Annotated in this window: 25 protein-coding genes, 1 tRNA gene and 3 pseudogenes; 15 read left to right on the top strand and 14 right to left on the bottom strand. The window is 63.6% G+C overall.

The genetic code is table 11. The features are described from left to right. Positions 1-218 precede the first annotated feature (218 nt). The 6 genes from X742_RS146390 to X742_RS146415 all read left to right on the top strand — a co-directional run bounded on the left by X742_RS146390 (position 219) and on the right by X742_RS146415 (position 2,325). Positions 219-515, top strand: coding sequence for a hypothetical protein (locus X742_RS146390; RefSeq protein WP_023774067.1), 297 nt, complete (start codon positions 219-221; stop codon positions 513-515). Between the two features lie 35 nt (positions 516-550). Then, positions 551-624 (top strand) — tRNA-Gln (locus tag X742_RS146395). A gap of 216 nt (positions 625-840) precedes the next feature. Continuing rightward, positions 841-1,086 carry a hypothetical protein gene (locus X742_RS1000000174170; RefSeq protein ID WP_156939423.1) on the top strand — a complete coding sequence of 82 codons (246 nt, stop codon included), beginning with the start codon at positions 841-843 and terminating at the stop codon, positions 1,084-1,086. A 210-nt stretch (positions 1,087-1,296) separates the two neighbouring features. After that, the gene (locus X742_RS146405) at positions 1,297-1,587 is read left to right on the top strand and encodes a hypothetical protein (protein WP_023774065.1); all 291 of its coding nucleotides are present in this window, start codon (positions 1,297-1,299) and stop codon (positions 1,585-1,587) included. Positions 1,588-1,728: 141 nt separating this feature from the next. Further along, positions 1,729-1,935, top strand: a complete 207-nt coding sequence (locus X742_RS146410) for a hypothetical protein (protein WP_023774064.1) — start codon at positions 1,729-1,731, stop codon at positions 1,933-1,935. 111 nt (positions 1,936-2,046) lie between these two features. Beyond that, positions 2,047-2,325, top strand: coding sequence for a DUF982 domain-containing protein (locus X742_RS146415; RefSeq protein ID WP_023774063.1), 279 nt, complete (start codon positions 2,047-2,049; stop codon positions 2,323-2,325). Here the strand turns inward: X742_RS146415 and X742_RS146420 are convergent. Further along, positions 2,322-3,398, bottom strand: coding sequence for a PAS domain S-box protein (locus X742_RS146420; protein WP_023774062.1), 1,077 nt, complete (start codon positions 3,396-3,398; stop codon positions 2,322-2,324). The genes X742_RS146415 and X742_RS146420 overlap by 4 nt on opposite strands. Positions 3,399-3,492: 94 nt before the next feature. Beyond that, complete coding sequence (locus tag X742_RS146425; RefSeq protein ID WP_023774061.1) at positions 3,493-3,735, bottom strand: hypothetical protein; 243 nt, start codon at positions 3,733-3,735, stop codon at positions 3,493-3,495. A 266-nt stretch (positions 3,736-4,001) separates the two neighbouring features. On the opposite strand from X742_RS146425, the gene X742_RS146430 reads away from it, so the two are divergent. Further along, entirely contained in the window at positions 4,002-4,310 is a 309-nt protein-coding gene (locus X742_RS146430) for a hypothetical protein (RefSeq protein ID WP_023774060.1), read from the top strand. 304 nt (positions 4,311-4,614) lie between these two features. On the opposite strand, the gene X742_RS146435 is transcribed toward X742_RS146430, so the two are convergent. The 4 genes from X742_RS146435 to X742_RS146450 all read right to left on the bottom strand — a co-directional run bounded on the left by X742_RS146435 (position 4,615) and on the right by X742_RS146450 (position 9,231). Further along, positions 4,615-6,600 carry an AI-2E family transporter gene (locus tag X742_RS146435; protein ID WP_023774058.1) on the bottom strand — a complete coding sequence of 662 codons (1,986 nt, stop codon included), beginning with the start codon at positions 6,598-6,600 and terminating at the stop codon, positions 4,615-4,617. A 122-nt stretch (positions 6,601-6,722) separates the two neighbouring features. Continuing rightward, a complete protein-coding gene (locus X742_RS146440; protein ID WP_023774057.1) occupies positions 6,723-7,802 on the bottom strand; it encodes a D-alanine--D-alanine ligase family protein in 1,080 nt (359 codons plus the stop codon). A gap of 22 nt (positions 7,803-7,824) precedes the next feature. Continuing rightward, on the bottom strand, positions 7,825-8,442 hold the full coding sequence (locus X742_RS146445) for a C39 family peptidase (RefSeq protein WP_031248222.1): 618 nt from the start codon (positions 8,440-8,442) through the stop codon (positions 7,825-7,827). 360 nt (positions 8,443-8,802) lie between these two features. Continuing rightward, positions 8,803-9,231 (bottom strand): VOC family protein, encoded by a 429-nt coding sequence (locus X742_RS146450; RefSeq protein ID WP_023774055.1) that lies wholly within the window; start codon positions 9,229-9,231, stop codon positions 8,803-8,805. 154 nt (positions 9,232-9,385) lie between these two features. Between X742_RS146450 and X742_RS146455 the strand changes: the two genes are divergently transcribed. Then, complete coding sequence (locus X742_RS146455) at positions 9,386-9,640, top strand: hypothetical protein (RefSeq protein ID WP_023774054.1); 255 nt, start codon at positions 9,386-9,388, stop codon at positions 9,638-9,640. 89 nt (positions 9,641-9,729) lie between these two features. Here the strand turns inward: X742_RS146455 and X742_RS146460 are convergent, their stop codons facing one another. The 3 genes from X742_RS146460 to X742_RS146470 form a co-directional block, all read right to left on the bottom strand. Continuing rightward, positions 9,730-10,899, bottom strand: a complete 1,170-nt coding sequence (locus tag X742_RS146460; RefSeq protein ID WP_198019233.1) for a PLP-dependent aminotransferase family protein — start codon at positions 10,897-10,899, stop codon at positions 9,730-9,732. Positions 10,900-11,079: 180 nt separating this feature from the next. Continuing rightward, entirely contained in the window at positions 11,080-11,538 is a 459-nt protein-coding gene (locus tag X742_RS146465) for a GNAT family N-acetyltransferase (protein WP_023774052.1), read from the bottom strand. Between the two features lie 80 nt (positions 11,539-11,618). Further along, on the bottom strand, positions 11,619-12,107 hold the full coding sequence (locus tag X742_RS146470; protein ID WP_031240776.1) for a hypothetical protein: 489 nt from the start codon (positions 12,105-12,107) through the stop codon (positions 11,619-11,621). A 128-nt stretch (positions 12,108-12,235) separates the two neighbouring features. Here X742_RS146470 and X742_RS146475 point away from each other — a divergent pair. After that, a pseudogene (locus X742_RS146475) lies at positions 12,236-12,535 on the top strand (DUF922 domain-containing protein); the annotation flags it as partial. Between the two features lie 47 nt (positions 12,536-12,582). Here X742_RS146475 and X742_RS146480 read toward each other — a convergent pair. Next, positions 12,583-14,118: an acid phosphatase gene (locus X742_RS146480; RefSeq protein ID WP_023774049.1), complete on the bottom strand. Its 1,536-nt coding sequence runs from the start codon at positions 14,116-14,118 to the stop codon at positions 12,583-12,585. A 195-nt stretch (positions 14,119-14,313) separates the two neighbouring features. Between X742_RS146480 and X742_RS01000000170480 the strand changes: the two are divergent. Then, a pseudogene (locus X742_RS01000000170480) lies at positions 14,314-15,527 on the top strand (cytochrome c peroxidase). A gap of 207 nt (positions 15,528-15,734) precedes the next feature. Then, complete coding sequence (locus X742_RS01000000170475; RefSeq protein ID WP_023774047.1) at positions 15,735-18,137, top strand: EAL domain-containing protein; 2,403 nt, start codon at positions 15,735-15,737, stop codon at positions 18,135-18,137. 14 nt (positions 18,138-18,151) lie between these two features. On the opposite strand, the gene X742_RS146485 is transcribed toward X742_RS01000000170475, so the two are convergent. Both X742_RS146485 and X742_RS146490 read right to left on the bottom strand, forming a co-directional pair. Continuing rightward, positions 18,152-18,856 (bottom strand): SDR family oxidoreductase, encoded by a 705-nt coding sequence (locus X742_RS146485; RefSeq protein ID WP_023774046.1) that lies wholly within the window; start codon positions 18,854-18,856, stop codon positions 18,152-18,154. A 120-nt stretch (positions 18,857-18,976) separates the two neighbouring features. Beyond that, complete coding sequence (locus X742_RS146490; RefSeq protein ID WP_023774045.1) at positions 18,977-19,594, bottom strand: XRE family transcriptional regulator; 618 nt, start codon at positions 19,592-19,594, stop codon at positions 18,977-18,979. Between the two features lie 132 nt (positions 19,595-19,726). Between X742_RS146490 and X742_RS146495 the strand changes: the two genes are divergently transcribed. The 3 genes from X742_RS146495 (at position 19,727) to X742_RS146505 (ending at position 23,707) form a co-directional block, all read left to right on the top strand. Beyond that, positions 19,727-20,860 (top strand): FAD-dependent oxidoreductase, encoded by a 1,134-nt coding sequence (locus tag X742_RS146495; RefSeq protein WP_023774044.1) that lies wholly within the window; start codon positions 19,727-19,729, stop codon positions 20,858-20,860. A 44-nt stretch (positions 20,861-20,904) separates the two neighbouring features. Continuing rightward, entirely contained in the window at positions 20,905-22,518 is a 1,614-nt protein-coding gene (locus tag X742_RS146500; protein ID WP_023774043.1) for an ABC transporter substrate-binding protein, read from the top strand. An 88-nt stretch (positions 22,519-22,606) separates the two neighbouring features. After that, the gene (locus X742_RS146505; RefSeq protein WP_023774042.1) at positions 22,607-23,707 is read left to right on the top strand and encodes a serine hydrolase domain-containing protein; all 1,101 of its coding nucleotides are present in this window, start codon (positions 22,607-22,609) and stop codon (positions 23,705-23,707) included. A gap of 6 nt (positions 23,708-23,713) precedes the next feature. Here the strand turns inward: X742_RS146505 and X742_RS01000000170470 are convergent. Beyond that, positions 23,714-24,277: pseudogene (locus X742_RS01000000170470) on the bottom strand (cytochrome b). Positions 24,278-24,409: 132 nt separating this feature from the next. After that, a complete protein-coding gene (locus tag X742_RS146510; protein WP_023774041.1) occupies positions 24,410-25,129 on the bottom strand; it encodes a 3-keto-5-aminohexanoate cleavage protein in 720 nt (239 codons plus the stop codon). A 276-nt stretch (positions 25,130-25,405) separates the two neighbouring features. On the opposite strand from X742_RS146510, the gene X742_RS146515 reads away from it, so the two are divergent. Further along, the gene (locus X742_RS146515) at positions 25,406-25,600 is read left to right on the top strand and encodes a hypothetical protein (protein WP_023774040.1); all 195 of its coding nucleotides are present in this window, start codon (positions 25,406-25,408) and stop codon (positions 25,598-25,600) included. Positions 25,601-25,751: the final 151 nt, after the last annotated feature.

Below are 25,751 nucleotides of genomic sequence, written 5' to 3'. Positions count from 1 at the left end.
GGGCCGCCATTGCGGTATTTCGTAAGGTTTCCTGCCGTCCATGCCCAGCAATGCGCGACGCACGATTTAGTTGCGCGGCGCGCCACCGCGCGCCCGGCAAAGCCCGTCGCGGAACCAACGGACACGATAGGCGGTTATGTGCGACAATGCATGCGGCCCATTCCCGGCGAATCCGGACAGCCGCGTTCGCAATTCTGTCAAACCGAAGAGAAACCATCATGTCCGCTCGCGTTCCGACCCTGTTGACGGCCATGGGCGTCGTGCTCGCGGCGACCGGTCTGGCCGACGCCCGGCCCGACAGCCGCTCCATGGTATGCGCTCAGATCCGGGCCATGATCCAGAACCACCGCGCCGTGGTGCTGACCACCGGCCCCAACACCTACGATCGCTATGTCAGGCAGTTCGGCAACGAGTGCGACTGGCCTGAAGTGCCGATGTCAGCCTATGTCCCGTCCCGCGACGGGGACTGTCCGGTCTATCGCTGCGAAGAGCCGGTCAACAATTTCCCGAATTGACCGCAAGCTGCCTGGGCGCCATAACGTACCGGCTTTCCCGCTTCGTCTAATGGTAGGACAGCGCCCTTTGAAGGCGTGAATCGTGGTTCGAGCCCATGAGCGGGAACCAGGCAATTGCAAAGCCAACGATGTAAACGGAACCAGCTCGGGTAGCGCCCGATCCTCTCCGATCAATCATGCCGTGATCCGGGACAGGTAGAGAACCGCCCGATGATCCTGCCGGGCAGGAGGAAAGGTGGCTTCCGCCTTGAACCTCGGTCGCGATTGACGGCCAGGTAACGTTACGTTAACTTTAATTCAGGTTAAGCTAAAATAGGGGGATTTAATGAAGTTGACATTCATTTGCCTGGCGCTTGTCCTCGCCGGTTCAAATGTCGCTGCGGCGCACCAAAAGAAGGCGACCGTCACCACCGCGAACGCGTGTGCTGGTCTGTCGATCAAGGCGGCGGTGGCAGCAAAATTGGACTGCACAGCAACCGGAACAGCAACATCGACCCCGACCGACGCAGCGAATGCCAAGCCGCGCCTTGGGTACCAAAACCCTTGGACCATGTCCTCGTTTGGCCTTTGATGTTCCCGGAATTTTGGCTGCCCAGAGGCGCTGAGACCGAAGCCGCCGGGCCTTCGGTAAGGCGTGAGCGCTGTCAGATCTCGTCCCTGGCCTGTTCCCGCAGGTCCTGAGCTTCTCGACAATCAGACCATCTGATTGGGGTCGCTTCCTGCGTCAGCATGAAACCTTGCGGCCTGTCGGACGTTCAATGACGTCCAACAGGAGAGTTTCATGGATCCGGCAACCGCCGCGGTGATGATCATGCTGTCGTGCAACGCATCGCTCTGTCGGCCCATGGAGTCGCGCCCGGTCGTCTATTCATCGATGGCGGAGTGCCAAGCGGCGCTTGAAATCAGATTGGCACCGTGGCCGAGCGGCGAAATGGTCGCCCGGTGCAAGCAGATTGACCGCATGGCGACCGGCTCGATTGCCCCGGAAGGCTATGCCTCGGTTCAAGTCACGCGTGGAATCGGCGGCAATGCGGTCACCACCAACTATTTCGTTCCGAGAGCCGACGACTGAATCAGAGGGCTGCACACCGGGGCTACCGGGCGCTTGAAGACTTCGCCCGGGACATCGGTAGGTGTTGAACCGAACCTCCTGAAACCATTTCATGGACCCCGCGTTGACGACCGGGGCACCGCCAGACACTGGAGAGAGTCCATGACCGTCAATTGCCGCATATCCATCGACAACAGGCCTGACGCCACCAATGTTACTTTCCAGGCGGTGCCGCGCATTGGCGAGAGCGTGTCCCTGTCGGTCGACGGAAACCCACAGGATCTGCGGGTCTCGCGCGTCGTGCACGTTCCCAACGGTGGACTGGAAGGCGCCGCGATCATCGTCGAAGTCACGACCAACATCCTCTAGGGATTGGTTCGCGCGGAGATGCCCGGAAAGCCCCATGCTACAGTGATCGGCGGCGATGAAACCTCATGCCGCTCAACGCGTTCCACGGGCTAAAACATCGTCTAGGTTCCAATGCAAACTGCATGGTTCTCCAGGTCTGTCGTTTCGGTAGGCGTTGCCGGAGCCATCCGCAACCTCTCCAACACACACCAGGCGATCGGACTCCTGGCGACACATTGGCGCGATGCCGAGAGCCGGAAACAGCGGTCCGCACTGCGCGCCTGCAGGGCAACGAGCGGCGACTTGCCCCCCGAAACCGCCAGGGAGGCCTATTTGGAGGCCACGCGCGAGGCGCATATCGCAGCCCGACAGGGAATGGGGGACAGCGTCCGGACCGGCCGATCGCCCTAGATGCCGAAACCCGGCGAAACGCTATCGGCCTCGCTGCCGGCCTGCGCCACGATGATTGATGCCAGGGGCGCGCTCAAGTGCCATTTGAGATGGCCGGGCGACCGTTCCAGAATGGCGGAGCCATCCAGCGACTGCGGCGCCACACGCTGCAGCACGACAGTGCCGAACCCCTTGCGCGTGGTCTGATCGCGCCGGTCGCCGGGACGCGGTTCGCAGTTTTCCTCCCAGGTCAGCTGGAATTCCCGTTCGCCCGCGGAGCCGGGAGCATGCGCTCCGGAGCCGATGGTCCAGGTAATCTCGACCCGGCCGCCTTCGCTGCCCAGCGCGCCATACTTGGAGGAGTTGGTGCCCAGTTCGTGAAAGGCCATACCGAGGTTCTGCACCGCGTTCGACTGCAGCGTCAGGACCGGGCCGGAGAGCATTATCTGCTCCTCGAGGCCGAAGGGCTTGAGATGTTCCTGGATAAGGTCGAACAGGCTCGCCCCCGCCCACTCCGATGTGACGAGCAGATCGTGCGACCGCGACAGTGCCATGATGCGGGCGCGGATCAATTCCTCGAACTCGCCTGGACCGTTCGAGCGCTTGCTGGTCTCCCTGACCATCGACAGGATGACCGCGAACTGGTTCTTGACCCGATGGTTGACCTCCCGCATCAGCAGCCTGATCCGGCGCTCGCTCTCCTTGGCGGCGGAAATATCGCGGGCGATTTTCGAGGCGCCGATGATGTCGCCATTGCCGTTCTTGATCGGCGAAATCGTCAGTGAGACCGAAATCAGCGCTCCGTCCTTGCGCTTGCGCGTTGTCTCATAGCTCGCGACGCGGTCGCCGCTGCGAATCTTGCTGATGATCTCGGTCTCCTCGTTCTTGAGGTGATCGGGAATGAGCATGAGGACGGATTGGCCGACCGCCTCCTGGGCGGTATAGCCGAACATCCGTTCCGCCGCATGGTTCCAGCTTTGGATGACGCTGTTCAGGTCCTTGCTGATGATGGCATCGAAGGAGGAATCGACAATTGCCGCGAGCCGGGCGTCGGCGGTCGCCCCCTGTCTGTCGCTGCCGTCGATATCGTTCATCGCCACCCGCAATTTGCATCTTTCCCGATCAGATAAGGCGCAAACGGATCAAGGCAATCGCCGGCGCGAGAATGGAAGACTTACCGCGAAATTTTCACTCCGCCTGTTCCGGCGGGGTCTTGCCGTCGCCATGGGGCAGGATCACGCCGAACTCCTGCGACTTGGCGCCGACCTCGGCCGTCAGGAAGCCATCGGAGGCAAGGCCACGGCGCAGCAATTCGCGTACCGCCGCCGAGCGGCTGGGCATGCGTTTGTCGAAACGCCAGTTTTCCAGCGCGGCCAGCTCATCCTGGGTCAACATGATCTGGAGTCGTTCCGGGCGTTCCAGGTCAGCCATGCGCGCCTCCTAGCGCCAAAGATCAGGCGAGTTAGTAACCGCCTCATTCTACTTACAGTTAGGAATTTCCGCATCCTGCGTCAAGCGCGGTCAGTGGGTGAATGCAGCGCCGTACCAATGATGATCATCGAACGAAGGTTGCGCGTTCGTATCATTATGCTAACTGACTGATTTAATTCGTATTTTTTTCGTTTTTCACTTGCCATGAGCCGACATGGGGCGCATCGTGCCAACTTGAGGAAACCAACTCGCTTCGGGAGGTTTCGATGCGATACGACTATTCCACATGGCTGCGTGAAGACGTCTATGCGAGCGTCCGCGCAGCGTTGAAGACCGCGGGCATCATCAACGTGTCGTTGGTGGCGGAAAGGATCAGGGTCAGGAACCTGGCCGAGAACGTCGCCCTCGAGGACATTGAACATCTGGTCCTGCAGGCTGCCCAACTGGTTGGCGCTGCGATCGAATTCGACGCCTTGGGCAACGGATTGGCCCCGCCTGGAACCGGACTCGTCGAGAACCGTGATGAGAGCTCGATGATCCCTCTCGGTCTGCATCGATCAGGCTCGATGCAATAGTCAAAGCGCCAGGGTGCGACGGCTCCATGCGCCATGGAACCAGTCCGGCCTACGGAGATTACCGCATCGTCAAGCAGAGGAGGATGTCGTGAAGGCCCTGCGCAGTCTGCTTGCCGAACTGTCGTCCAGCTGGCTCCAGCGCCGCAAGGCGCAAAAGCCATTCGCTGGAAATCCAGTCAAACCCGTGCCCCGCGTTGCCCACCAGGCCGCGAGGATCCGGCCGGAGCACAAGCCAAGGCCGCCCTCCTCCCGCGATGTCGCTTCCAATATGTGAACGACCGAAATTGACCGGATCAACCGGGACCTAGGTCGCGGCCGCCGGGGCCTTTCGGGAGGTGGCCCGCTGTCGCCGCATCCGGCGTTTGGCGACGAGCTTGAGGGCGATTGGCGGCTCGTTCGACAGCGCGCCCACCACCGCGTCCACCATGCCATGCGCCACGAAATCCGCGTTGATGTCACGGGCGAGCTTCGCGGCCGCGTCCTTGTCCTCATTGGCGGCTGGCGACCAGAACACGATTCCCACCCGCAAAGCCGCTTTCGCCCGCTTCAGCCGGCGAACCAGAAACCGGGCGTGCTTGATGGAATCCCGGTTCAGGAAGCCGACCACCACGGTATCGATGGTTTCGAGTTCGAGACGGCGGATGTTCGCGGGTTCCATATCGGCAAAGCCGGCCTTCGAGACCGTCGTGCCTTGGACTTCCAGCACCTGTGCCAGCATAGCGGCGGCGGCATCGTCCAGTTCACCGCGCCCGCCTGTGCAAAGCACCGACAAATCCGTGCCGTCGGGCAGTTCGGTCTCGTCTTCGCCGGAAGGATCCTTGTCATCCGTCTCCTCTTCGGCCGCCGGCGGGCCATCCTCTTCCTCTGCTTCCTCATGCGCGCTGTCGTCGAGGTTTGCCACCATCACCAGGGCGCTCTCGGCCACCTGACGCCTTTGCTGGTCGCCCATGACACCGCGCGCACGGTCCTGCTCGCCCAGCAGGAGGGCGGGAATGGCGACCTTGTCGTAGAACTCGACCAGATATTTCTCATCCAGCATCTCCTCGGCGTGGTCCGTGGCTTCGTCAGGGTCACCGGCCAGCAGACGCTGGTAGAGGCGTGCATGGGGTTCCAGCACGGGCTCGTTGCCAAACAGGACGTCGAGGAACTCAAATTGTGGCACATGCCTGCCCAGCACCACCAGGCAAACGGTGAGCGGTGTTGACAAAACCAGCCCGAGCGGGCCCCAGAGCCACGTCCAGAAGATGGCCGCAACGATGATCGCCAGGGATGACAGCCCGGTTCGGGAGCCATAAAGCCAAGGTTCCACGACATTGCCGGTGATCAGTTCCATCCCCACGAACAGGGCGGCTGTCCACAGCACGAGCGACCAGCCCGGCGCCACGGCCAGCGCCAGGAACAGCGGCAGCAGCATGCCGATCGCCGGGCCGATATAGGGGACGAAGCGCAGGCCGAGTGCCAGCAGCCCCCACAGCAAGGCATTCGGGATGCCCAGGATCCACAGGCCGACCGCAATTGGTACGGCGTACACGATGTTGACGACCAATTGCATCAGCAGGTACCGGCCGACACGCTTGCCGGCATCCTGAAGCGCCTCGGTGGTACGGTGAAGGTCGCCGTACCCGACAAGGCGGATGAAGCGATCGCGCAAATCCTCCCGCTCCAGCAGCATGAAGATGACGACGACGATGATCAGCCCGGCCGATCCGAGCGGGCTGATCAGCGGCCCGACTATGTTCTGCAGAACCTCCAAGGGCCTTTCGCGCGAGACGATCTCGACCGGCACCGGGTCACGCGGCGGCTTTTCCGGGGTAGCGGCCGGCGGCGGCGTCTCCTGCCTGTCGATCTCCTGGCCGACACGTTCGATCACCTTGCTCAACCTGGCAATGATCCCTCCCCCAACGCCAGTCTCCTTGAGCGAGCGGACCTTGGTCAGGATGTTGGTCTGGTAGACCGGGATGTTTTGCGCCAGTTCGCTGACCTGCGTGGCGACAATGAAGCTGAACAGGGCAAGGGCGGCGAAGGCCCCCAATACGCTGACGATGACGGCGGCAATCCGGGGAATACCGGCCCGTTTGAGCGCGGACACAAGGGGGGCGAGCGCGAAAGTCAGCAACAGCGCGATCGCTATCGGCAGGAAGACCTCACGGCCGAAATACAGCGCCGCCACCGTGGTGACGATGGTGGCTACATTGGGCAACGATGTTCGTGGGTGCGGGGCGGCGGGCGAAAGAATATCCTCCAAGCCACGCGCGGGCGACGCCATCCCATTTCGACGATTGGCCGCCATTCCATGCCTCCCCCTGCCAGTCCCATGATCGGGCATATAGAGCCGGGGAGCAACATTAGCCAGAGGTGAAGGATACGCTGTCCAAAGGACGGGTTATCCGGTGCGGCGACCGCTGACTCGGATCAGCGCGCGCCGTGCCGCGCCAGCGCATGCTCGATCAAGATATCGATGACCTCGCTATAGCCGATGCCGATCGCGGCCAGCGCCTTGGCGTACATCGAGATGTCGGTGAAACCGGGCAGCGTGTTGACCTCGTTGACAACGAGGGAGCCGTCGGCGCGCAGGAAGAAGTCTACGCGCGCCAGCGCCTCGCAGCCGAGCGCCTTGAAGGCTTGCCCAGCCATTTCCCTCGCCCGGTTGATCACCACTGCCGGCACATCGGCGGGCACTTTGACCACCGCGCCGTCGGCGTCGAGATATTTGGCCTCATAGGTGTAGAAGCCGTGCTTGCCGGCCGGGATGATCTCGCCGGGCAGCGACACAATGAGCGAGCCGTCGCCCCGTTGCAGCACCGAGCACTCGATCTCGCGGGCTTCGACGAACTCCTCGATCAACGCCTTGCCGTCATAGCGGAAAGCTGTTTCGACGGCCTGATCGAAACCATCCCTGTCGTTCACCTTGCTCACTCCGAAGGACGAGCCCTGGCGCGCCGGCTTGGCGAAGAATGGCAGCCCAAGCGCCCCGGCGATCTCCTGAAAGGAACCGACGTCGTTACGGTGGACGGTGACCGAGCGGGCGACGGCAAGCCCGGCCCCGTGCATGAGCCGCTTGGCGACATCCTTGTCCATGGCGGCGGCCGAGGCGAGGATGCCGCAGCCGACATAGGCGACGTCGGCAACCTCCGCATAGCCCTGCACCGAGCCGTCCTCCCCGAAAGGACCGTGCAGCACGGGGAAGACGACATCGACCGGCGCCAGGTCAGCCCGCGTTCCCTTATGCGATGCTGAGACCAGCCGGCCCTTGCCGCCGGGCACCAAGGCCACCTCCACACCATCCTTCGACACTGGAGCTCCCGCCCCTTCGCCGACGGCCTCGGACGTCGGCTGCAGCAGCCATCTGCCCTCCCTGGAAATGGCGATCGGCACCACCTCGTAGCGCGTCCGGTCGATGGCCTTCAGCACGTTGGCGGCCGAAAGCCGCGACACGTCATGCTCGGCCGAGCGCCCGCCATAGAGGATCGCAACCCTGATCTTTCCGGTCATCGAAATCCCTCGACTGTCGAAATCAAATGACGACGGCAATGCCGCGATTGGCAAAGAAGCGATCGAAAGCGGCTGGCGCCAACACTGCGTTGGCCTGTGTGGCACTGGTATGGCCGGATGGGTTGTGAAAGCGGAACCCTTCATCCGAGGCGGCGGTGACCAGAACCAAATGTCCGCCCTTCGAAGGCGGCTTGCGCTCGGGCCAGCGGATCGAACTGCTGACCGAAGCGATGAAGAACCGCGACCGGCCGAGGATCGACGGAATGTCAGCCGTCGCGACATTGGTCATTACCTCGGCATCGAGGCCAAATTCCGCCTTCACGAAGGTGACGAAGGGCGCATAGATCAACCCCTTGATCGAGCCTTCATCGACGACATAGCCGCCATATGGAGTGCATCGCCTGGCCAGTTCGATCGTCGGCACGATCTCGCCGCGCGCCGCCAGGATCATCTTGAGACACGCCATGCCGCAGACATTGGCGGCCCAGATCGCGTATTCGTCGAGCGTGGCAGCGCCTGATCCCTGCCACAGCGGATCCCGCCGCAACGCGGCTTCGACGCCGTCGGCGAGCACCGCCAGCGTCATGTCAGGCGTCTCCCATTGACTGAAAAACGGCACGGTTTCAGGCAATGGACTCATGCGGACTCCTCGGGAGTCAATCTCGTATACAAGTTACGAGATTGAAGGAAAGCCGCTCGGACCTGTCGAGGCGCGCGGCGTCTACTCGACCTTCGTCCAGCCAAAAACCAGCCAGATGCGACGTTCTTTTTCAACGAGCAACCGGCCTTTCCCGCGCACGCGTCTTCCCTGAAGCCGCACCGTATGGGACCGATTTTGCCTGTTGTCCAGAGACGGCGCCATCCATGCCTCGCAGGACAATTGCAGTGCCGCCCAGGTCAAGAATCCGATCGGATTCGCCGGTCTGGCGTCCGAGTCTCCAAAATACCCCGGAATGCGGCACCGGAATCACCTCGCCTCGACGCGGTCGATCGATTGCTCCTAGAACGTGATCTTCACCGACGCGGCGCTGCGGTTGGCCGGGCCGTGATGGACGGCCTCGATGTTGTTGCCATCCGGGTCGAGCAGGAAGGCGGCATAGTATCCGGGATGATAGGACCGCTCGCCAGGCGCGCCATTGTCCGTGCCGCCGGCTTCGAGCCCGGCCTTGTAGAAGGCATCGACCATGGCGTGATCCCTGGCCTGGAAGGCCAGATGATGGCGGCCGGTCAGCTTTCCCAGCGCGGCTCGGCTGTCGGCGCTGGAAATGAACAATTCGTCAGCCCAGAAATAATCCTCGCCGGTGCCGCCGATCGGGACACCAAGGACTTGGAAAACCGCCTCGTAGAAACGCCGGCTGGCGGGGAGATCCCGCACCACGAGTTGGAGGTGGTCGATGAGCCGGCCGCGATGCAATTCCCGGGTTTCCATGAAAGCTCCTCCTCGCAAGACCTGGAATTTAGGCGAGGTCGGCAGGGCGTCAACGCGGGGCGTGAGCCTCTGCTGACAACCAGCGACAATTTTTCGGGCCCGATGGAACTTTTGGGCCGATGGCTAGTTTGCAGGCGCGGCGGGAGAATTTCGGTTGGATTGTTTTCAGAAGCTTGAAGCGCTGGTCGACGGCGCCAATGCCGAAGCCATCGAGGAAGCGAACGCATTGCTGCGCCGGTTCAGCGACAGGCCCGAACAGACGACGCGGGCCATCGACGAGTTCATGCTGGACTTCAAGACATTGGTCTTCGTCGTCGAAGCCGGCGAAGAAAATTTCCAAAAGCCGGTCCGCAAGCTCGCCCGTGCTAGGCTTGCGAAGCTCAAGCAGCTGGTGAACGTGCCGGCTTAGGCGATGCCCGCTCTTTGCTTTTACTCAATATCTGGGGAAAGCGCTGCGCGCTTTCCCGGGAAACCATTTCACGCTTTCCCTGGAATGCCCTAACCCTTGAGCAGCGCCGCCAGCCGCGGAATGCCCTCGCTCACCGCGCGGCGGGTGGCCAGCGTGAACGACAGCCGCAGCGTGTTGCGCCCGGTGCCGTCGGCGTAAAAGGCGTTGCCGGGCACGAAGGCTACCCGCGCCTCCTTCACCGACCGTGCCAGGAGTTCCGTGGCGTCGGTGCCTTCCGGCAGCGTCACCCAGACGAACATGCCGCCTTCCGGACGGCTCCAGGTCACCCCCTCCGGCATGTTGGCTTCAAGCGCGCCGAGCAGGCCGTCGCGGCGCTCGCGATAGGCGTCGATGAGTTTTTCCACCTGGTCGTCGAACACGGCTTCGGCGACGCGGTGCATCACCATCTGGTTGACCGACGGGCTGTGCAGGTCGGACGCCTGCTTCATCAGCACCAGTTTTTCCACAACGTGACGCGGCGCGCAGACCCAGCCGACACGCATGCCCGGCGACAGGATTTTCGAGAACGAGCCGCAATAGAGCGTGCGCGCCTTGTCGATGCCGCCGGACCTGATGCAGTCGAGCGCCAGGATCGGCGGCACACCCTCGCCGTCATATCGCAGCGCCCGGTAGGCGGCATCCTCGATGACGGCGATGTCGAGCTCGCCGGCAAGGTCGAGCACGGCCTCGCGCTGCTTTCGGCCTAGCGTGTTGCCGGTCGGATTGGCGAAATCGGGCACCAGATAGGCGAATTTCACCTTGCCGCCACTAGCGGCGGCAGCAGTGTGGTAGGCATCGGGCGTCATGTTCCCGCCCTCGGGCCGCAGCCGGTCATAGCGCGGCTCGTAGGCGTTGAAGGCCTGCAGCGCGCCGAGATAGGTCGGCCACGTCACCAGCGCGGTATCGCTTGGCGAGAGGAACAGCTTGCCGAGGTAATCCAGCGCCTGCTGCGAGCCGGAGGTGATGAAGATGTTGGCCTCGTCGCAGGCCACGCCGAGCTTGCCCATTTGCCCGGCGAGCCAGCGCCGCAGCGGCAGATAGCCTTCCGAAACCTGGTATTGCAGTGCTGCCGCGGCTTCCGGCCCGCCGAGCACGTCGGCATAGGCATCGCGGATGGCGTCTGCCGGAAACAGCGACGGATCGGGAATGCCGCCGGCGAAGGAGAGGATGTCGGGCTGGTCGAGCAGCTTCAACAGCTCGCGGATTTCGGAGGCCTTCATGCGCGATGAGCGCGAGGCCAGGAGGTTCAAAAGGGTCACGGCACGCCTCCCCGGACGTTTTTACAATAGGTCAACCTAACTGACCTATATCCGCTTTGCCAGGCGATTTGAATAGGGCCTGAAGGGCTTCCGCTATACTCCAGTCACCGACAGGCCGGACGGGCAACGGCGCGGTTTCCGCTAAAGGCCCTTCTTGTAACCAATATGGCTGGCACTGAAGCCGAGCCCTTCATAGAAGCGGTGCGCATCCGCTCGCCCCTTGTCGGTGGTGAGCTGCACAAGGCCGCAGCCCCGCGCCCGGCACTCGCCGATCGCCCATTCGAACATCTTCTTGCCGACGCCGTCGGAGCGCCTGCCGCTGACGACGCGAACCGCCTCGATCTGTCCACGCCAGCCGCCCTTGCGCGAAATGCCGGCAAGGAAGCTGATCTGCAAGGTGCCGATTACCTCCGCGCCATCCACGGCCACGGCAAGCAGCTGATTGGGATCGGCATCGATGGCGTCGAAGGCGTCGAAATAGCCCCGCGCCAACGGCAGCGAGGCATCTTCGCGGGCCGCACCCAGCGGATCGTCCGCGAGCATGGCGACGATGGCTGGCAGATCAGAGGCTTGCGCCTTGCGGAATTGGATGTCGGGCATGAGGCGTGAAATACGGCTGGCCGCCGCCGGCGGCAAGCCGCTAATGGAACGGATCAGTGGGCGGCGCAACCTTTCGAGGTTCAATCCCCGTCCCCTGCCGGCTTGGCCTTGCCGCACTGCGCCAGCACTTTGCCGATGGCCGCGCTCGAGCCCTTCAGCGGAAAACTGTTCGCGCCATATTTAGCCCCGCTGACCGACACGTCGCCTTTGCCGCGCAGCAGGTCCAGCAACGGATCGGCTTTCGCCAGGTCGACCACGAAATAATTGTACATGGCCTCCAGCTGCAGCGTCTTGGTCACCGTCTTGCCGTCGGCCTTGAAGTCGAACGCGCCGCTGATGCCCGGTTCCAGCTGCTGGCCCGCATTGCCGAGGTCGTAGCTCAGCACCGGATTGTCGAAACAGGTCAGCGTCAGATGCGCATCGCCTTTCGGCCCGCCGCAGACGGAAGCCGTCAGCACGCTGCCGCCCTCGTCTTCTTCCATCTTGGCGCTCCAGCCGCAGGACGCGGCAAAAGCCGGTTGCGCACCGAGCAATGCCGCAAAGGCACCGGCAACGAGACATCTTCTCATGACTTTCCCCCTCCGACCATTTGCAGCACCCGCCGGCAGCATATAGGAAAAGCCGTTGAATGGCATTGCACGTGCCGCGCGCCTTGGAGAGACCGGTGTTGAGGGCCTTTGGTCGCCTGTGTTTTNCCTCCTCGCCGCTGCCGTCCGCCATCCAGAAGAACTGGGAGGTTTTCCTCGCCGGCGTCAGCGCCCACGAAAAGGTGCATGGCGCGACCATTGTCGACATGGCGCGCAGGATCGAGGCGGCGACAGTCGGCCTCACCGTTCCCGACGATCCCAAATGCAGCAAGATCCGGGTCGAGATGACCAAACGCCTGTCCGCCCTTTCGCAGGCGCAGCGGCAGGCAAGCCGCGATTTCGACCGCGTCGAACTCGGCCAGGGCGGCAATCTGCAAAAACTCATTCTTGCCCTGGTCAATGGCGGCTGAGCCACCGCGCCTCGCGGCGCGGTGGCATATCCGCGGTTCGCTCCGGTCTACCGGCTAAGATCCAGCGCCGCGCTCAGATCCCCCATCGGCGGCTCGCCATTGGCGGCCAGCGCCTTGTCGCGGGCGACGATGCCCGTCAGCACCGGCAGATCGTAGCGCGCGGTGATGAAGCGCAGGATCGACGTCGTGTCGTATTGCGTGTGGTCGACCGTGCCCATCCTGGCGTAGGGCGAGATGACGAAGGCCGGGATGCGGTTGCCCGGGCCCCAGCGGTCGGCCTTGGGCGGTGCGACGTGATCCCAGAAGCCGCCATTCTCGTCATAGGTGATGACGACCAGCATGTGGCTCCATTGCGGGCTCTTCTCCAGATGCGCGACGAGGTCGGCCAGATGCTGGTCGCCCGATGTCACGTCGGCATAGCCTGAGTGCTCGTTGAGGTTGCCCTGCGGCTTGTAGAAGGCGACCTGCGGCAGCTTGCCGTCGTCGATCTCCTTGATGAATTCGGCGCCATTCAGGCCGCCATCCCTGAGATGCTCGGTGCGCGCGGCGGTGCTGGGCGCGTAGGCGGCGAAATAGTTGAACGGCTGGTGGTGGAACTGGAAGTTCGGCACCGGCGTGGCGTTCTTACCGTCGAGGGTCGCCTGCCAGGCGCCGGCGTACCAGGCCCAATCGATCCCCTTCAGCGACAGGAGATCGCCGATGGTGATGTCGTGCTGCGGCGGCAGCGTGGTGGGCGCGGCCGGATCGGCCAGCGCCTTGTCGCCGCCCTCCGCCGGCTTGTTGGCGCTCGGCTGATAGGGCGGCTGCATGGTGTTGACGGCGTAAAAATCGGGCGTGATGGCGCCGTCATTGGCGAATTTCGGCACGCCGCCCAGCGCCGACGGCGGCGAATTGTCGGCCACCTTCAAGGTCGTGCCGTCGGCCTCGACCACGGCGATCTGGCCCTTGATCGGACTGGTGTCGGCATGCGGATAGACCGGCGTACAGGCGCAGGCGAGTTGGAAATGGTTGAGGAAGGAACCGCCGAAGGCGCCCTGGAAGAAATTGTCCGCCAGCACGTACTTCTTGGCTATCCGCCACATCGGCAGGATCGAGCCGTCATAATGGCCCATGACCAGGCCGCCGGAATCGGCCCAGGCGACGAATTTGTCGTTCTTGCCGCCGTCGATCTGCATCTGCTCCTGATAGAAACGGTGCCACAAATCGTGGGTGATGACATTGGTTCCTTCGTTGAAGCCCTTGGGATCGTCGATGGCGAAGGCGGCGTTGGCGAGATGCGCGGTCTGCGCCTCCGTCACCACGGGCGTGACGCCTTTTCCGGTCAGCCCACCCCAGGCCGGCGGCAGTTCGGTGAGCGGCTTGCCATCGCGGTCGAGCTGGCGCGCCTGGTCGGCCGAGACATTGGCCAGCCCATTGGCGCCGGGGAAGCCGCCATAAAGATTATCGAAGCTGCGGTTCTCTGCATAGATGACGACGACGGTGTCGATCTTGTCGAAGTCGGGAGGGGCGGCATCGGCGGCCGCAAAGGGAAACCAGGCCGAACCGGCCAGACAGAAGGAAGTGAGGAACTTGAGCCTCGTCATGGAAAGACCTCGTGGCTTGACTGTGGCTAATGGGGCTATGGGGCTATGGCGCGGCAACCATAGGCAGCTAACGTGGCTGCCTTGTCACCTTTGTGACATCGGCCGCCTCGGCGAACACGGTTTCGTGAGCACTGGGACCGGTCATCAATCCGTTGCACTGCGTTCTTATTTCCGGGCCAAAGCGGACCGTGGCCCATGATGATGAGACGATGGAAAAGCCTGATGATCGCGAGCGCCGCGATCTCGGCATTTGGCTTTGCCGCGCCCGCGAATACGGCGGGGCCGGACGGCGTCCATCCCGGTCCGCTGTCGCGTGGGCAAGCCTTCGCACGCGCCGAGGCGCTGACTGCCTTGGGGCGAAAAATGTTCTTCGACCCGGCGCTCTCGGCTTCGGGAAAACAGGCCTGTTCCTCCTGCCACGATCCGCGCCACGCCTTCGGTCCGGCCTCCGCATCTCCCGTCGAGAGGGGCGGCCCGAACCTCGACCAGTCCGGCGTGCGCGCGGTGCCGTCGCTGCGCTACCTCGAGGCGGCGCCCGCCTTCACCGAGCATTTCCACGATTCCGAGGACGAGGGCGACGAGAGCGTCGACAATGGCCCGACCGGCGGCCTGACCTGGGACGGTCGCGTCGACCATGGCGAGGACCAGGCGAAAATCCCCCTGCTCTCGCCCTTCGAGATGGGCAACAAGGATGCCCTGGCGGTCACTGCTGTCTTGCGCAAGTCAGCCTATGCCGACGAGTTCAAGGCAACCTTCGGCAACGATGTCTTCGACCGCCCGGGCGATGCCTTAGATCGGAAGAGCACACGTCNGCCTTCCTCGCCGGCAAGGCAACGCTGTCGGCGCAGGAACTGCATGGCCGCGAACTGTTCGAGGACGAGGCGAAAGGCAATTGCGCCTCCTGCCACCTCAGCGAACCGGCCAGTGACGGCGAGCCGCCGCAATTCACCGATTTCGGCCTCATCGCCATCGCCGTGCCGCGCAACCCGACCATCCCGGCCAACGCCGATCCGGCCTATGTCGATCTCGGCCTGTGCGGCCCGCTGCGCACCGACTTCAAGGGCCGGACGGAGTATTGCGGCCTGTTCAAGACACCGACCCTGCGCAACGTCGCGCTGCGCAAGAGTTTCTTCCACAACGGACACTTCCACACGCTCCGCGACGTGGTCGCCTTCTACGCCAGCCGCGACACCGACCCTGGCCGCTGGTACCCCAGCAATGCCGACGGCACGATCAGGCAATATGACGATCTGCCAAAGGCTTACTGGCCGAACTTGAATCAGGATCCGCCCTTCAACGGCAAGAAGCCCGGCGACAAACCGGCGCTCAACGAGGCCGAGATCGACGACATCGTCGCGTTTCTCGCCACGCTCAACGACGCCGACCACCGGGCAGTGCCGGCGAACTGAACCCTGACGCGCCCTGCCCAGTCCCGGGCCTTCCCACCCGCGAAGAACGGGGGGCTCCATCCCTGCAGGATTTAATGCGTGGCAACGCCCTGAAGCCGTAAGGAATGACATGTCCCATTAGCGCTTCCTAAACCGCTCTGTCGTATCCCTTTGCCAATCGATGGCGGAACGCTGATGAACGCATTCAGGCGAGCAGTCGGATTTATCATGATCCTTGTGACCGGCGCGGCGATGCTGGCTGCGCTGCACATCGACGCCCAGCGGAACTTCGCGCTGGCAAGACAACGGTATGTCGAAAACTCCCAGGCCGCGGCCCGGGCAACGGCCAAGACCGTCGAAGACGCCCTGCGGGCCGTCTACGAAAATGTCCGGACTCTGAGCTACCTGCCAAGCGTGAGAAACCTCGATCGGCATGGCACGAACCTTGGCGACGAGGGTCGCGCGACAATCCAGCAGATCTACAACAACCTCGCCAACAACGTCTCCATTTCCGAGGTCTACTTTCTGCCGCTGGATTTCGACCCCGACGGCTTCGATGCCGTGACCGGAAAGCTCGAGGAACCGATCCTCCAGTTCGACCAGCTGATCGTGAATGCAAAGGCGAGGTCCGATGCCGCTGGCGGCGCAAAGCGGGTAAAACTGGACGCCAGTGCGCTGACCCGCCCGCCGGAAGAAGTCGAGACCTATGAATACCACGAACTGGCAAAGCAGCTTGCCTGGCTGAAGGCGAACTATCCGAATTCGAGCGCCATTGACGGGCTGGATGTGCCGATCATCGGCACGAAGGAGCTCATCACTTGCGATAACACCGATTTCATCCACACCGGCAATGACGCCGATCGCTCCGGCTTTATCCTGTCGGTCCCGGTCTACGGCGGGGACGGCAGCCTGCGCGGCTCCGTCTCGGCGATCATGCTCACCTCGGCGCTGCGCAAACTGTTGCCGAGCAGCGACTATGTCATCGTCAATTCAGGCTACGGTTTCGAATCCGACCAGCACAAGATGGCGACGGCCCTGGCGGCGGATTCCCGAGCCTTCACGGCGGCGGACCCCAATCTGATCTACTCCGAGGTCCTCCCGCTCTCACTCAACGATCCTAGAAGCGCCTGGCGCCTCTGGGCCGGTTTTCCCAACAGCAGGTTCGACAGCGATACGGACACCCGGTCCGTGCGGCAATTCGAGTTGGCCGGTTATGCCGCGGTCGCGGTGGGCACCCTGCTGGCGCTGGCCTGCTGGTATGCGATCGGGCGGGCCATGACGATGCAGGTCAATGCCGCCGAGACTTTGGAGCGACGGGTCGAGGAGCGCACCGCTCAGATCCAGCACCTCGCCACGCACGACATTCTCACCGGCCTGCCCAACCGGGGCCTGCTGGCCGACACGATGGACGAGGCGCTTAGAAGCCTCAGGGAGGATGAGAAGCTGGCCGTCCACTGCATCGACCTCGACCGGTTCAAGCCGGTCAACGACACGTTGGGACATCCGGTCGGCGACGAGCTTCTCGGGGCAGTGGCGAAGCGCCTGAAACAGCAGGCCGGCGAAACCGCCATGGTAGCAAGAGTGGGCGGCGACGAGTTCGTCATCCTCCAGCTCCTGCTCGACGGCAACGACGAGGCCGGCGTGCTGGCAAGCCGTGTCATTCATGCCTTGTCCGACGAATTCTCGATCCAGGGCCACAAGGTCAACATCGGCAGCAGTATTGGCATCGCCGTCTTCCCCGACGACGGGCAAAGCTCGGAAGCGCTGATCCGCAATGCCGACCTTGCCTTGTACAAAGCCAAAATGGAGGGTCGTGGCACCGCCCGGTCGTTCGAGCCGGGAATGGATGCAAAACTGCAGGAGCGGCGCCAGCTGGAATCCGAACTTGCCCTCGGCGTGACCAACGACGAATTCGTCCTGTACTATCAACCGCTGCACGACGCAAAGACCTCGACACTCACCGGCTTCGAAGCATTGGTGCGATGGAACCATCCACGCCTCGGCCTGCTGCCGCCATCGGAGTTCATCCAGATGGCCGAGGAGACCGGCGCCATCGACGCGCTTGGCGAGTGGATCATGCAGCGTGCCTGCAGCGATGCCGCGAAATGGCCGCTGCCCGTCAAGATCGCGGTTAATCTCTCGCCGGCCCAGTTCAAGCAACCGGGTTTGTCGCTCCAGATTGCCTCGGCGCTCGCGGCTTCGGGCCTGCTGCCGTCACGGCTCGAGCTGGAGATCACCGAGTCGGTGCTGCTGGCGAACAATGAAAACACGGTCAGAACGCTACACAGCCTGCGCGACCTTGGCATCAGCATCGCCATGGACGATTTCGGCACCGGCTATTCCTCGCTGAGCTATCTCAGGTCGTTCCCGTTCAACCGCATCAAGATCGACCGCAGCTTCGTCAGCCTGATGTGCGAGAGCAGCGAAAGCCGGGCGATCGTCAAGGCCGTCGCCGACCTTGGCACCACGCTCGGCATGACGACGACCGCCGAAGGCGTCGAGACCGAGGCCCAGTATCGCCTGGTCAGGGAGAATGGCTGCACGGACGTCCAGGGCTGGTTCTTTGGCCGCCCGATGCCGGTTTCCGAACTCCATGCGCTTTTCGAACAGCCGGAAGTCTTGACCGCGTAGCGCTGCGGCCCGCCTCAAATCGCCCGGATAATCCCGCCATCGACGCGTATATTCTGGCCGGTGATGTAGCCGGCCCCTTCCGACGCCAAAAACGCAATCGTCGCGGCGATCTCTTCCGACGTCCCATATCGCTGCATCGGCACGGAGTCGCGGCGCTCTTCGGTCGCCGGCAGGCTGTCGATCCAGCCGGGCAGCACATTATTCATGCGCACATTGTCGGCCGCGTAGGTGTTGGCGAAAATCTTGGTGTAGGCGGCAAGGCCGGCGCGGAACACGGCCGATGTCGGGAACATCGCGTTCGGTTCTGCCACCCAGGCCGTCGAGATGTTGATGATGGCGCCGGCCTTCTGCTTGACCATCTGCGGGGCCACGATGCGCACCGGCCGGATGACGTTCATCAGGTAGACGTCCATGCCGGTGTGCCACTGCTCGTCGGTGATCTCCAGGATCGGCGCGCGCGGCCCGTGGCCGCCGCTGTTGACCAGCACGTCGATGCGGCCATAGCGCTCCAGAGTCAGGTCCGCGAGCCGCCGCAGATCCTCGTTAGATTGGTTGGAGCCGGTGACGCCGATGCCGCCCAGCTCCTTGGCCAGCGCCTCGCCCTTGCCGGACGAGGATAGGATCGCGACCTTGAAGCCATCCGCCGCCAGCCGCTTGGCCGCCGCCGCCCCCATGCCGCTGCCGCCGGCCACGATGACAGCTGTCTTTTCTACACTCATCGAATTTCCTTTTCAGATTGGCGGGAGCTACGGTTTCAGCGGTCCTATAGCCGGTTACGCCGCGCAGTTCGAACGAGAAAGCCTGAATTGAGCTGCAGAAAACTTGCGGTGAGCTGCGCCCTATCCTTCCACCGTCTCCAACTCACTCAGCAGCGTGCCTTCCATGTCCGGTTCGTCGCCGGAACAGACGCACAGCATCTCGGCGTCGCCCTCGCCCACCGACAGATAGGCGTGGCCCATGGTGGAATCGATGTAGACGCTCTCGCCCGCTTTCAGCCGCACCGGCGCGTACTGGTCGGTGTGCAGCTCGATCTCGCCCTTGAGCACGATCAGGAATTCCTCGCCGGCATGCCTGGTCAGCGGGCCGAACTCTTGCGGCGTGCGGGCGCGCGCATAGGCGTGGATCGGCACCATGCGCTTGCGCACCAAGTCGGTGGCGAGATACCGGTAGTCGTAGTTTCGGGTCAGCTGGCGCAGCGTGTTGGACTGCGAGGTCACCGAGCGGCGGGTGCGCGTCGCCGGCTGCTTGCGGTCGCCGCTGAGCAGTTCCGTCACATGGATGCCGAGCCCCTCGCAGATCTGCAAGAGCTTGTCGTAGCTCAGCGACATCTGGTCGTTCTCGACCTTGGACAGCGTCGACACCGCCACGCCAGTGAGCGCGCTGACCTCCTGCAACGTCCAGCCATGCGTCTTTCTCAAAGAGCGCAGACAGTCACCGAGGTTCGGTTGCTCCGACATCGCCAGCTCCAAGGCGCGGGATCGCGCCGCTCCACCCTAGGTAGTCGAACTCCCCCCTGCCATCAACAACATCAACAATTTTCTTATACGCTAAATATTGACTGGATACGAAATTATTTTTACGACTGATGAATGCAGTCGAGCTCCCTCAGAAAGATCATCGTGATCGGCGGAGGCATTGCCGGCCTCTCGCTTGCCGCCGAGGTGGCGGCCTGGGCCGAAGTCACCGTCATCGAGCGCGAACCGCATCTCGGCTACCACGCCAGCGGACGCTCCGCCGCTCTGTTCACCGAGACTTACGGCAACCGCCTCGTGCGCGGGCTGACGCTGGCGAGCCGGCAGGCGATCGTCGAGGGCGGTTTCGTCGCCCACCGGCGTGGCGCGCTGCATGTCGGATGGACCGGTGACGATGCCGCCATCGACAAGCTGGCTCGTGATTTGCAGGCGCTGGTGCCATCGGTGCGCCGCCTCTCGGCGGCCGAGCTCCACGCGCTGGTTCCGGTCGTTGCCCGGCAAGCCACCTGCGGCGGCGTCTATGAGCCGGACGCGGTGGATGTCGACACGGACAAGATGCTGGCGACCTGCGCGTCCAAGCTCAAAGCCAGCGGCGGTACCATCCGCACCGGCGAGGAGGTCCGCGCCATATCACGCGACGGCAGCGCTTTTCGGGTTGAAACAAGCGCCGGCGTCTACTCGGCTGACATCGTCGTCAACGCCGCCGGCGCCTGGGTGGATGTTGTCGCCGGCATGGCGGGGCTCGCGGGCCTCGGCTTCCAGCCGAAACGGCGCACCGCCTTCCTGTTCGATCCGCCCGTCGGGTTGGACATCGCGGGCTGGCCGCTGGTGGTCGACCTGCACGAGCAGTTCTACTTCAAGCCCGATGCCGGCAGATTGATCGGTTCGCTCGCCGACGAGACAGACTCCGAGCCCTGCGATGCGTATCCCGAGGATATCGACGTCGCCATCGCCGTTGACCGCATCGAACAGGCAACGTCGATGCGCATCGGCCGCCCGTCGACGCCATGGGCGGGCCTGCGCACCTTCGCGCCCGACCGCACGCCGGTCACCGGCTTCGACCCGCGCCTGTCCGGTTTCTTCTGGCTCGGCGGCCAGGGTGGCTACGGTTTTCAGGTGTCGCTGACGCTGGCCAGGCTGAGCGCGGCGCTGATGCGGGGCGAGCCGCTGCCCGAAGATGTAATCGCGCTCGGCATCACCGCTGGGGCGCTGGCGCCCGATCGCTTCCTTACCTCGGCGGCGACGCCATGAAGTTCCTTCCCTCAACCCCGAATGCGTCATCAGGAGCGTTTGCGATGAAATCTATGCGCGCGGTGCTTGTCACGTCCCTTCTTGCCACGTCCCTTCTGGCCTCATCCGTCCTTCTCGGCGGGCAGGCCTACGCCAAGACGCTGGTCTATTGCTCGGAAGCCAATCCCGAGACCTTCAACCCGGCGATCGGCATCGCCGATTCCACCATGGACGCCGCCGCAAAGACGATCTTCAACCGGCTGGTCGAGTTCAAGCCGGGCACGACCGAGGTCGGACCGGCGCTGGCCGAAAGCTGGGACGTCTCGTCGGATGGCAAGACCTACACTTTCCATCTCAGGCACGACGTGAAGTTTCAGTCGAACGAGCATTTTTCGCCCACGCGCAACTTCGATGCCGACGACGTGCTCTACACCTTCAACCGCCAGCGCGACGCCAACAATCCCTATCACAAGCTTGGCGGCGGCTCTTACGAGTACTTCAACGCGTTGGGCATGGGCACGCTGATCGGGAAAATAGACAAGGTCGACGATTACACCGTGCGCTTCACCCTGACGGCTCCCAACGTCACCTTCCTGGCCGGGCTGGCACTCGACTATCTCTCCATCCTGTCGCTGGAACAGACCGAAAAGATGGTCGCGGCCGGCACGCCGGAATTGATCGATAGCATGCCGGTCGGCACCGGCCCGTTCGTGCTTGAGGCCTATGTGCCCGACAGCCAGGTCCGCTACGCCGCCAACAAGGATTACTGGCGCGGCGCGCCGAAGATCGACACGCTGGTCTTCGCCGTCACGCCCGAGCCGACGACCCGTGTCGAGCGCATCAAGGCCAATGAATGCCAGGTCGCCGCCCCGCCGCCGCCAAGTGCTGTCGCCGACCTGCGCAGCGATCCCGACATCACGGTCCTCGACCTCAAGGGCCAGAACATCGGCATCCTCGGCTTCAATGTCGAGCATCCGCCACTGGGCGACGTGCGCGTGCGCACGGCACTGGCCAAGGCCATCGACCGCAAGGCGATCGTCGATGCGGTCTACGCCGGCGCCGGCACGGTGGCCGGCAGCGTCGTGCCGCCGGCGCAGCTTGGCGCCGTCACCGATGCCGGCATCGACTACGATCCCGATGGCGCCAAGAAACTGCTCAAGGAATCGGGCCACGAAAGCGGCTTCAAGATCAGCCTGTGGGCGATGCCGGTGTCGCGCCCCTACAACCCCAACGCCAAGCGCATGGCCGAGATGATCCAGGCCGACTGGGCGAAGGTCGGCGTGCACACGGAGATCGTCAGCTTCGAATGGGGCGAATACCTCAAGCGCACCGCTGCGGGCGAACAGGACGCCTTCCTGCTCGGCGGCAGCAGCGACAATGGCGATCCCGACAACATGCTGAGCTATCTGCTCTCCTGCGACGGCGTGAAGGGCGGCTCCAACCGCTCGCGCTGGTGCGACAAGGGTTTCGAGAAGCTGCTCGATGAGGGCCGCGTTGCCGCCGACCCGAAAGAGCGCGCCGCGATCTATGGAAAGGCGCAGGCCATCCTGAAGGCCGAGGTGCCGGTGGCGCCGATCGCCCATTCGATGGTGGCGATCCCGATCCGCAAGAGCGTCCTAAACTACGTGCTCGACCCCTTCGGCCGGCAGAATTTCGCCGCCGTCGACATGGCGGAGTGAGGCTTGTCACGCCGGGTGCCCCCTCATCAAAGGCAAAACGCCAGCCGATTTGCGAAGATCCCGCGATCCAAAAAAAAGCGAGACCACCGTGCCAAAAGACCTGAACGCTCTCCTCGATGCCTACCTCGGCGATGGCGCGGTGGGTGCGTCGCTCGCCTATGCCAGGGGTGACACCACACCGACCGCCCTCACCGCGGGACTCGCCGATCGCGCGCAGGGCACGCCCGTCACGTCGGACCATCTGTTCAAGATCGGCAGCTGCACCAAGACCTTCGTCGCAGCGGCCCTCGTCAAGCTCGCCGAGACCGGCGAGCTCGACCTCGGCGCGCCGATCGCCTCCTGGTTCCCGGACCTGCCTGGCGCCAAAACCATTTCGGTACGCCAGCTGATCAACCATCGCAGCGGCCTGCCGGAATTCGAATATTACATCCCGATGGACCCGAGCCGGCAATGGACGCCGCAACAGCTGGTCGACATCGCGTTCGCCTCCGACAAGCAGAAGGCGCCGGGCGGACCTGCCGTTTACAACAACACCGGCTATGTGCTGGCCGGCCTTCTGATCGAGGCGGTCGCGAAAGACTCTCTGGGCGGTTATGTCAGGACCGCGATACTGCAGCCGCTCGGCCTGAAAAATACCTGGTCGCCGGCGACCGAAACCTTTCCGGAAAAATCGATGGTGCGCGGCTATTACCATCGGCCACCGCCGGCGCCGAACGCGCCCACCGATATAGCCTCGGGCGGCGAGATGTGGCGCATGGACGGCGTGCTGCCCTACCGCGATGAACTGCAGGATTCGTCCGACTCCTTCCCGTTCGCCGCCGCCTATGGCTGCGGCGACATGGTGTCGACCCCGTCAGACATGGTCGGCTTCATGCGTGGCCTGTTCTCCGGCAAGCTGCTGTCGCCCTCCTTCTTCGCCGAGATGTTCGAACACCGCGTACCGGCGAGTTTCCCCGGCACCCGCATGCGCGAGACGGGCGCGGGGATGTTCCGGAGCGCCTATGCCGGCCGCGCCTTCTACGGCCACCAGGGCAGCATTCCGGGCTACGTCGCCGTCATGCTGCACGACCCCGAGACGGACCTCACCATCGCCATGACCAGCAATGTCGGCTCCGGCAATCGCCTCTCCTTCCAGGCCAGTGGCCTGCACGGGGTCGTCGATCAGGCGATCCGTATCATTCTCGACTGATCGTTTTCAGCCGCCCTGCCGTAACGACGGATCGGGCAGGCCCGGCAGCATCTGGCTCAGCACCCGGTCGCGAAGGAAGAAATGGTGGAAGATGGCGGCGGCCGCGTGCAGGCCGGCGAGCCACATCATGACGTCGCCGAGCGTGCCGTGAATCTCCGCCAGCGGCGCGCCCCAGCTGCCCGAAAATGGACCGATCGCTCACAATCCATAGACAGTGACCGGGTGGCCGCCGAACAAGGCGCCGACCATGGCTGTCGCCGGAACCGCGAACAGCAGCGCATAGAGTGCCCAATGCGTTGCCTTCGAGGCGACCTCCATCCAGGACGGCATGGCCGGGGCATCGGGAATGCGATCGAACCGGCGCCAGATCAGGCGAACGACCAGCAAGCAGAAAACGGTGAAGCCGAGCGACTCGTGCAGCAGCAGCGTCGACGCCCTGGCCGCCGAATAGACCCGCTCCGGCGGACCGCCCGCCGAGACCAGGAAGGCAATGAGCACCAGCAGTGCCGTCAGCCAATGAAATGCCTGGGCGAGGCGCCCATAGCGGGTTGTCGTGCCGGACAGCGACATGCGAGAGCTCCGAAACGGTTGGACATCTCCCCTCGCTCGTGAATGTGGCCTTATTTCAGCTGTTCCTCAATCGCCTTGCTGCGCGAATGGCATCGCCGAGTTCGCTGGCGGCGCAGCCCGACAAGGTTCAGCTTAACTCGTGGAGCGGAAGATTGTGGCGGCGCCAGCCACCATCTCGGCATTGTCCCTAGCCACCGTTCCATCGGCGAGCGTCTTGCCGTCCTCCAGCCCGACTCGTGTCGACCAGCGCTTTTGCCGCGCAAGGTGCACGAACGGCCAGACCGTGCCGTCGACGCCGTGCAGCAGGATCTGCCGCCGCACGCCTGCGCGGTCGAGCACGGCGGCGATGTCATGCGCCTCGTCGAGGGCTCCAGGCAGGTCCGGTATGTCGATCTCGATCAGGATGCGCAGTACGCGGCCGTGATCGGCGAGCGCCACGAAGCGCTCGGCATCTTCCGTCGTGGCCAGCCCCGCCTCGATGCCGACGCCCTGCTTGCGCAACAGCTCCATCACGGCGGGCGCGTCGGCTTCCGAAAGATTGACCGAGGCATAATCGGGCAGTTCCCGCCAGGCGGCGATCGCCGCGCGGGTGCGCGCCACATCGTTCTCGATCCAGGCGCCGGTCGAGACGCCGATCAATGTGCCCGGGCAGGCTTGGCGCACGGCAAGGACCGTCGCATCCACCGACGCCAAGCTTTCGCGCCCGTCGGCGCCGCGCGGATGGATGTGCAGTTCGGCGGCACCCGCGGCGACGCAGGAAGCGGCATCGCTGGCCATTGCCTGTGCGGTCAGCGGCAGCGTGGGATGGAAATCGCGCGGACGCGCGCCGTTGATGCAGGCTTGAACGATCATCGATTTCACCTCGGACTAAAGAGCGCACTCCAGCTCTGTGCCTTTTACGCAATTCCGGACGGGAACCGGTTACACACTTTCCTGGGATTGCTTGTCTTATGACTCTAGCCGCGCCGCCAAACCGTGCAAAGCCATGGCGCCCTGACACGGCGGCGCCGCCGCCAGGGCGCCTCTCACGGCATTCGCCGGCATTTGAATAAAAGGCGCCTGGGGATATTTACGCCACTTTGCGCCAGGCCGGCCAATATCCATCAGGGCGGGATCATGGAGGGACCATTGACCAGCGATTTTTCAGCCGCCCGTCTCCATCTCGAACGCGCCTACCACTATCTGCGCGGCAATGACGAGACGAGCCGCGCCACATGCGAGGCCCTCGACCTGTTGATCGAGATGGTGGCGGAAGCACAACACAGGAAGCCGGAACCCGGAGTGCTGGAATTTCCGCGAGCGTCGGCGCGCCGACTCGGCTGAACAGCACGCGTGGAATTGGTTCAGCCTGCGCATCAAGTCTTCGTCTTCACGCTTGGCGCTCCAGGCCGTTTTGGAGCGAAGTGCATCTGATCCGTCAGGACGCCCTGCGTCTCGATGCGGCGCCGGCCATTCGAGCCGCCTGCGCCACGAC

The sequence above is a fragment of the Mesorhizobium sp. LNHC229A00 genome (genome assembly GCF_000502415.1).
In the GTDB taxonomy this organism is placed as follows: Bacteria; Pseudomonadota; Alphaproteobacteria; order Rhizobiales; family Rhizobiaceae; genus Mesorhizobium.
The sequence above is the reverse complement of the archived record's forward strand: the minus strand, read 5'-3'. Positions and strand labels throughout refer to the sequence as shown.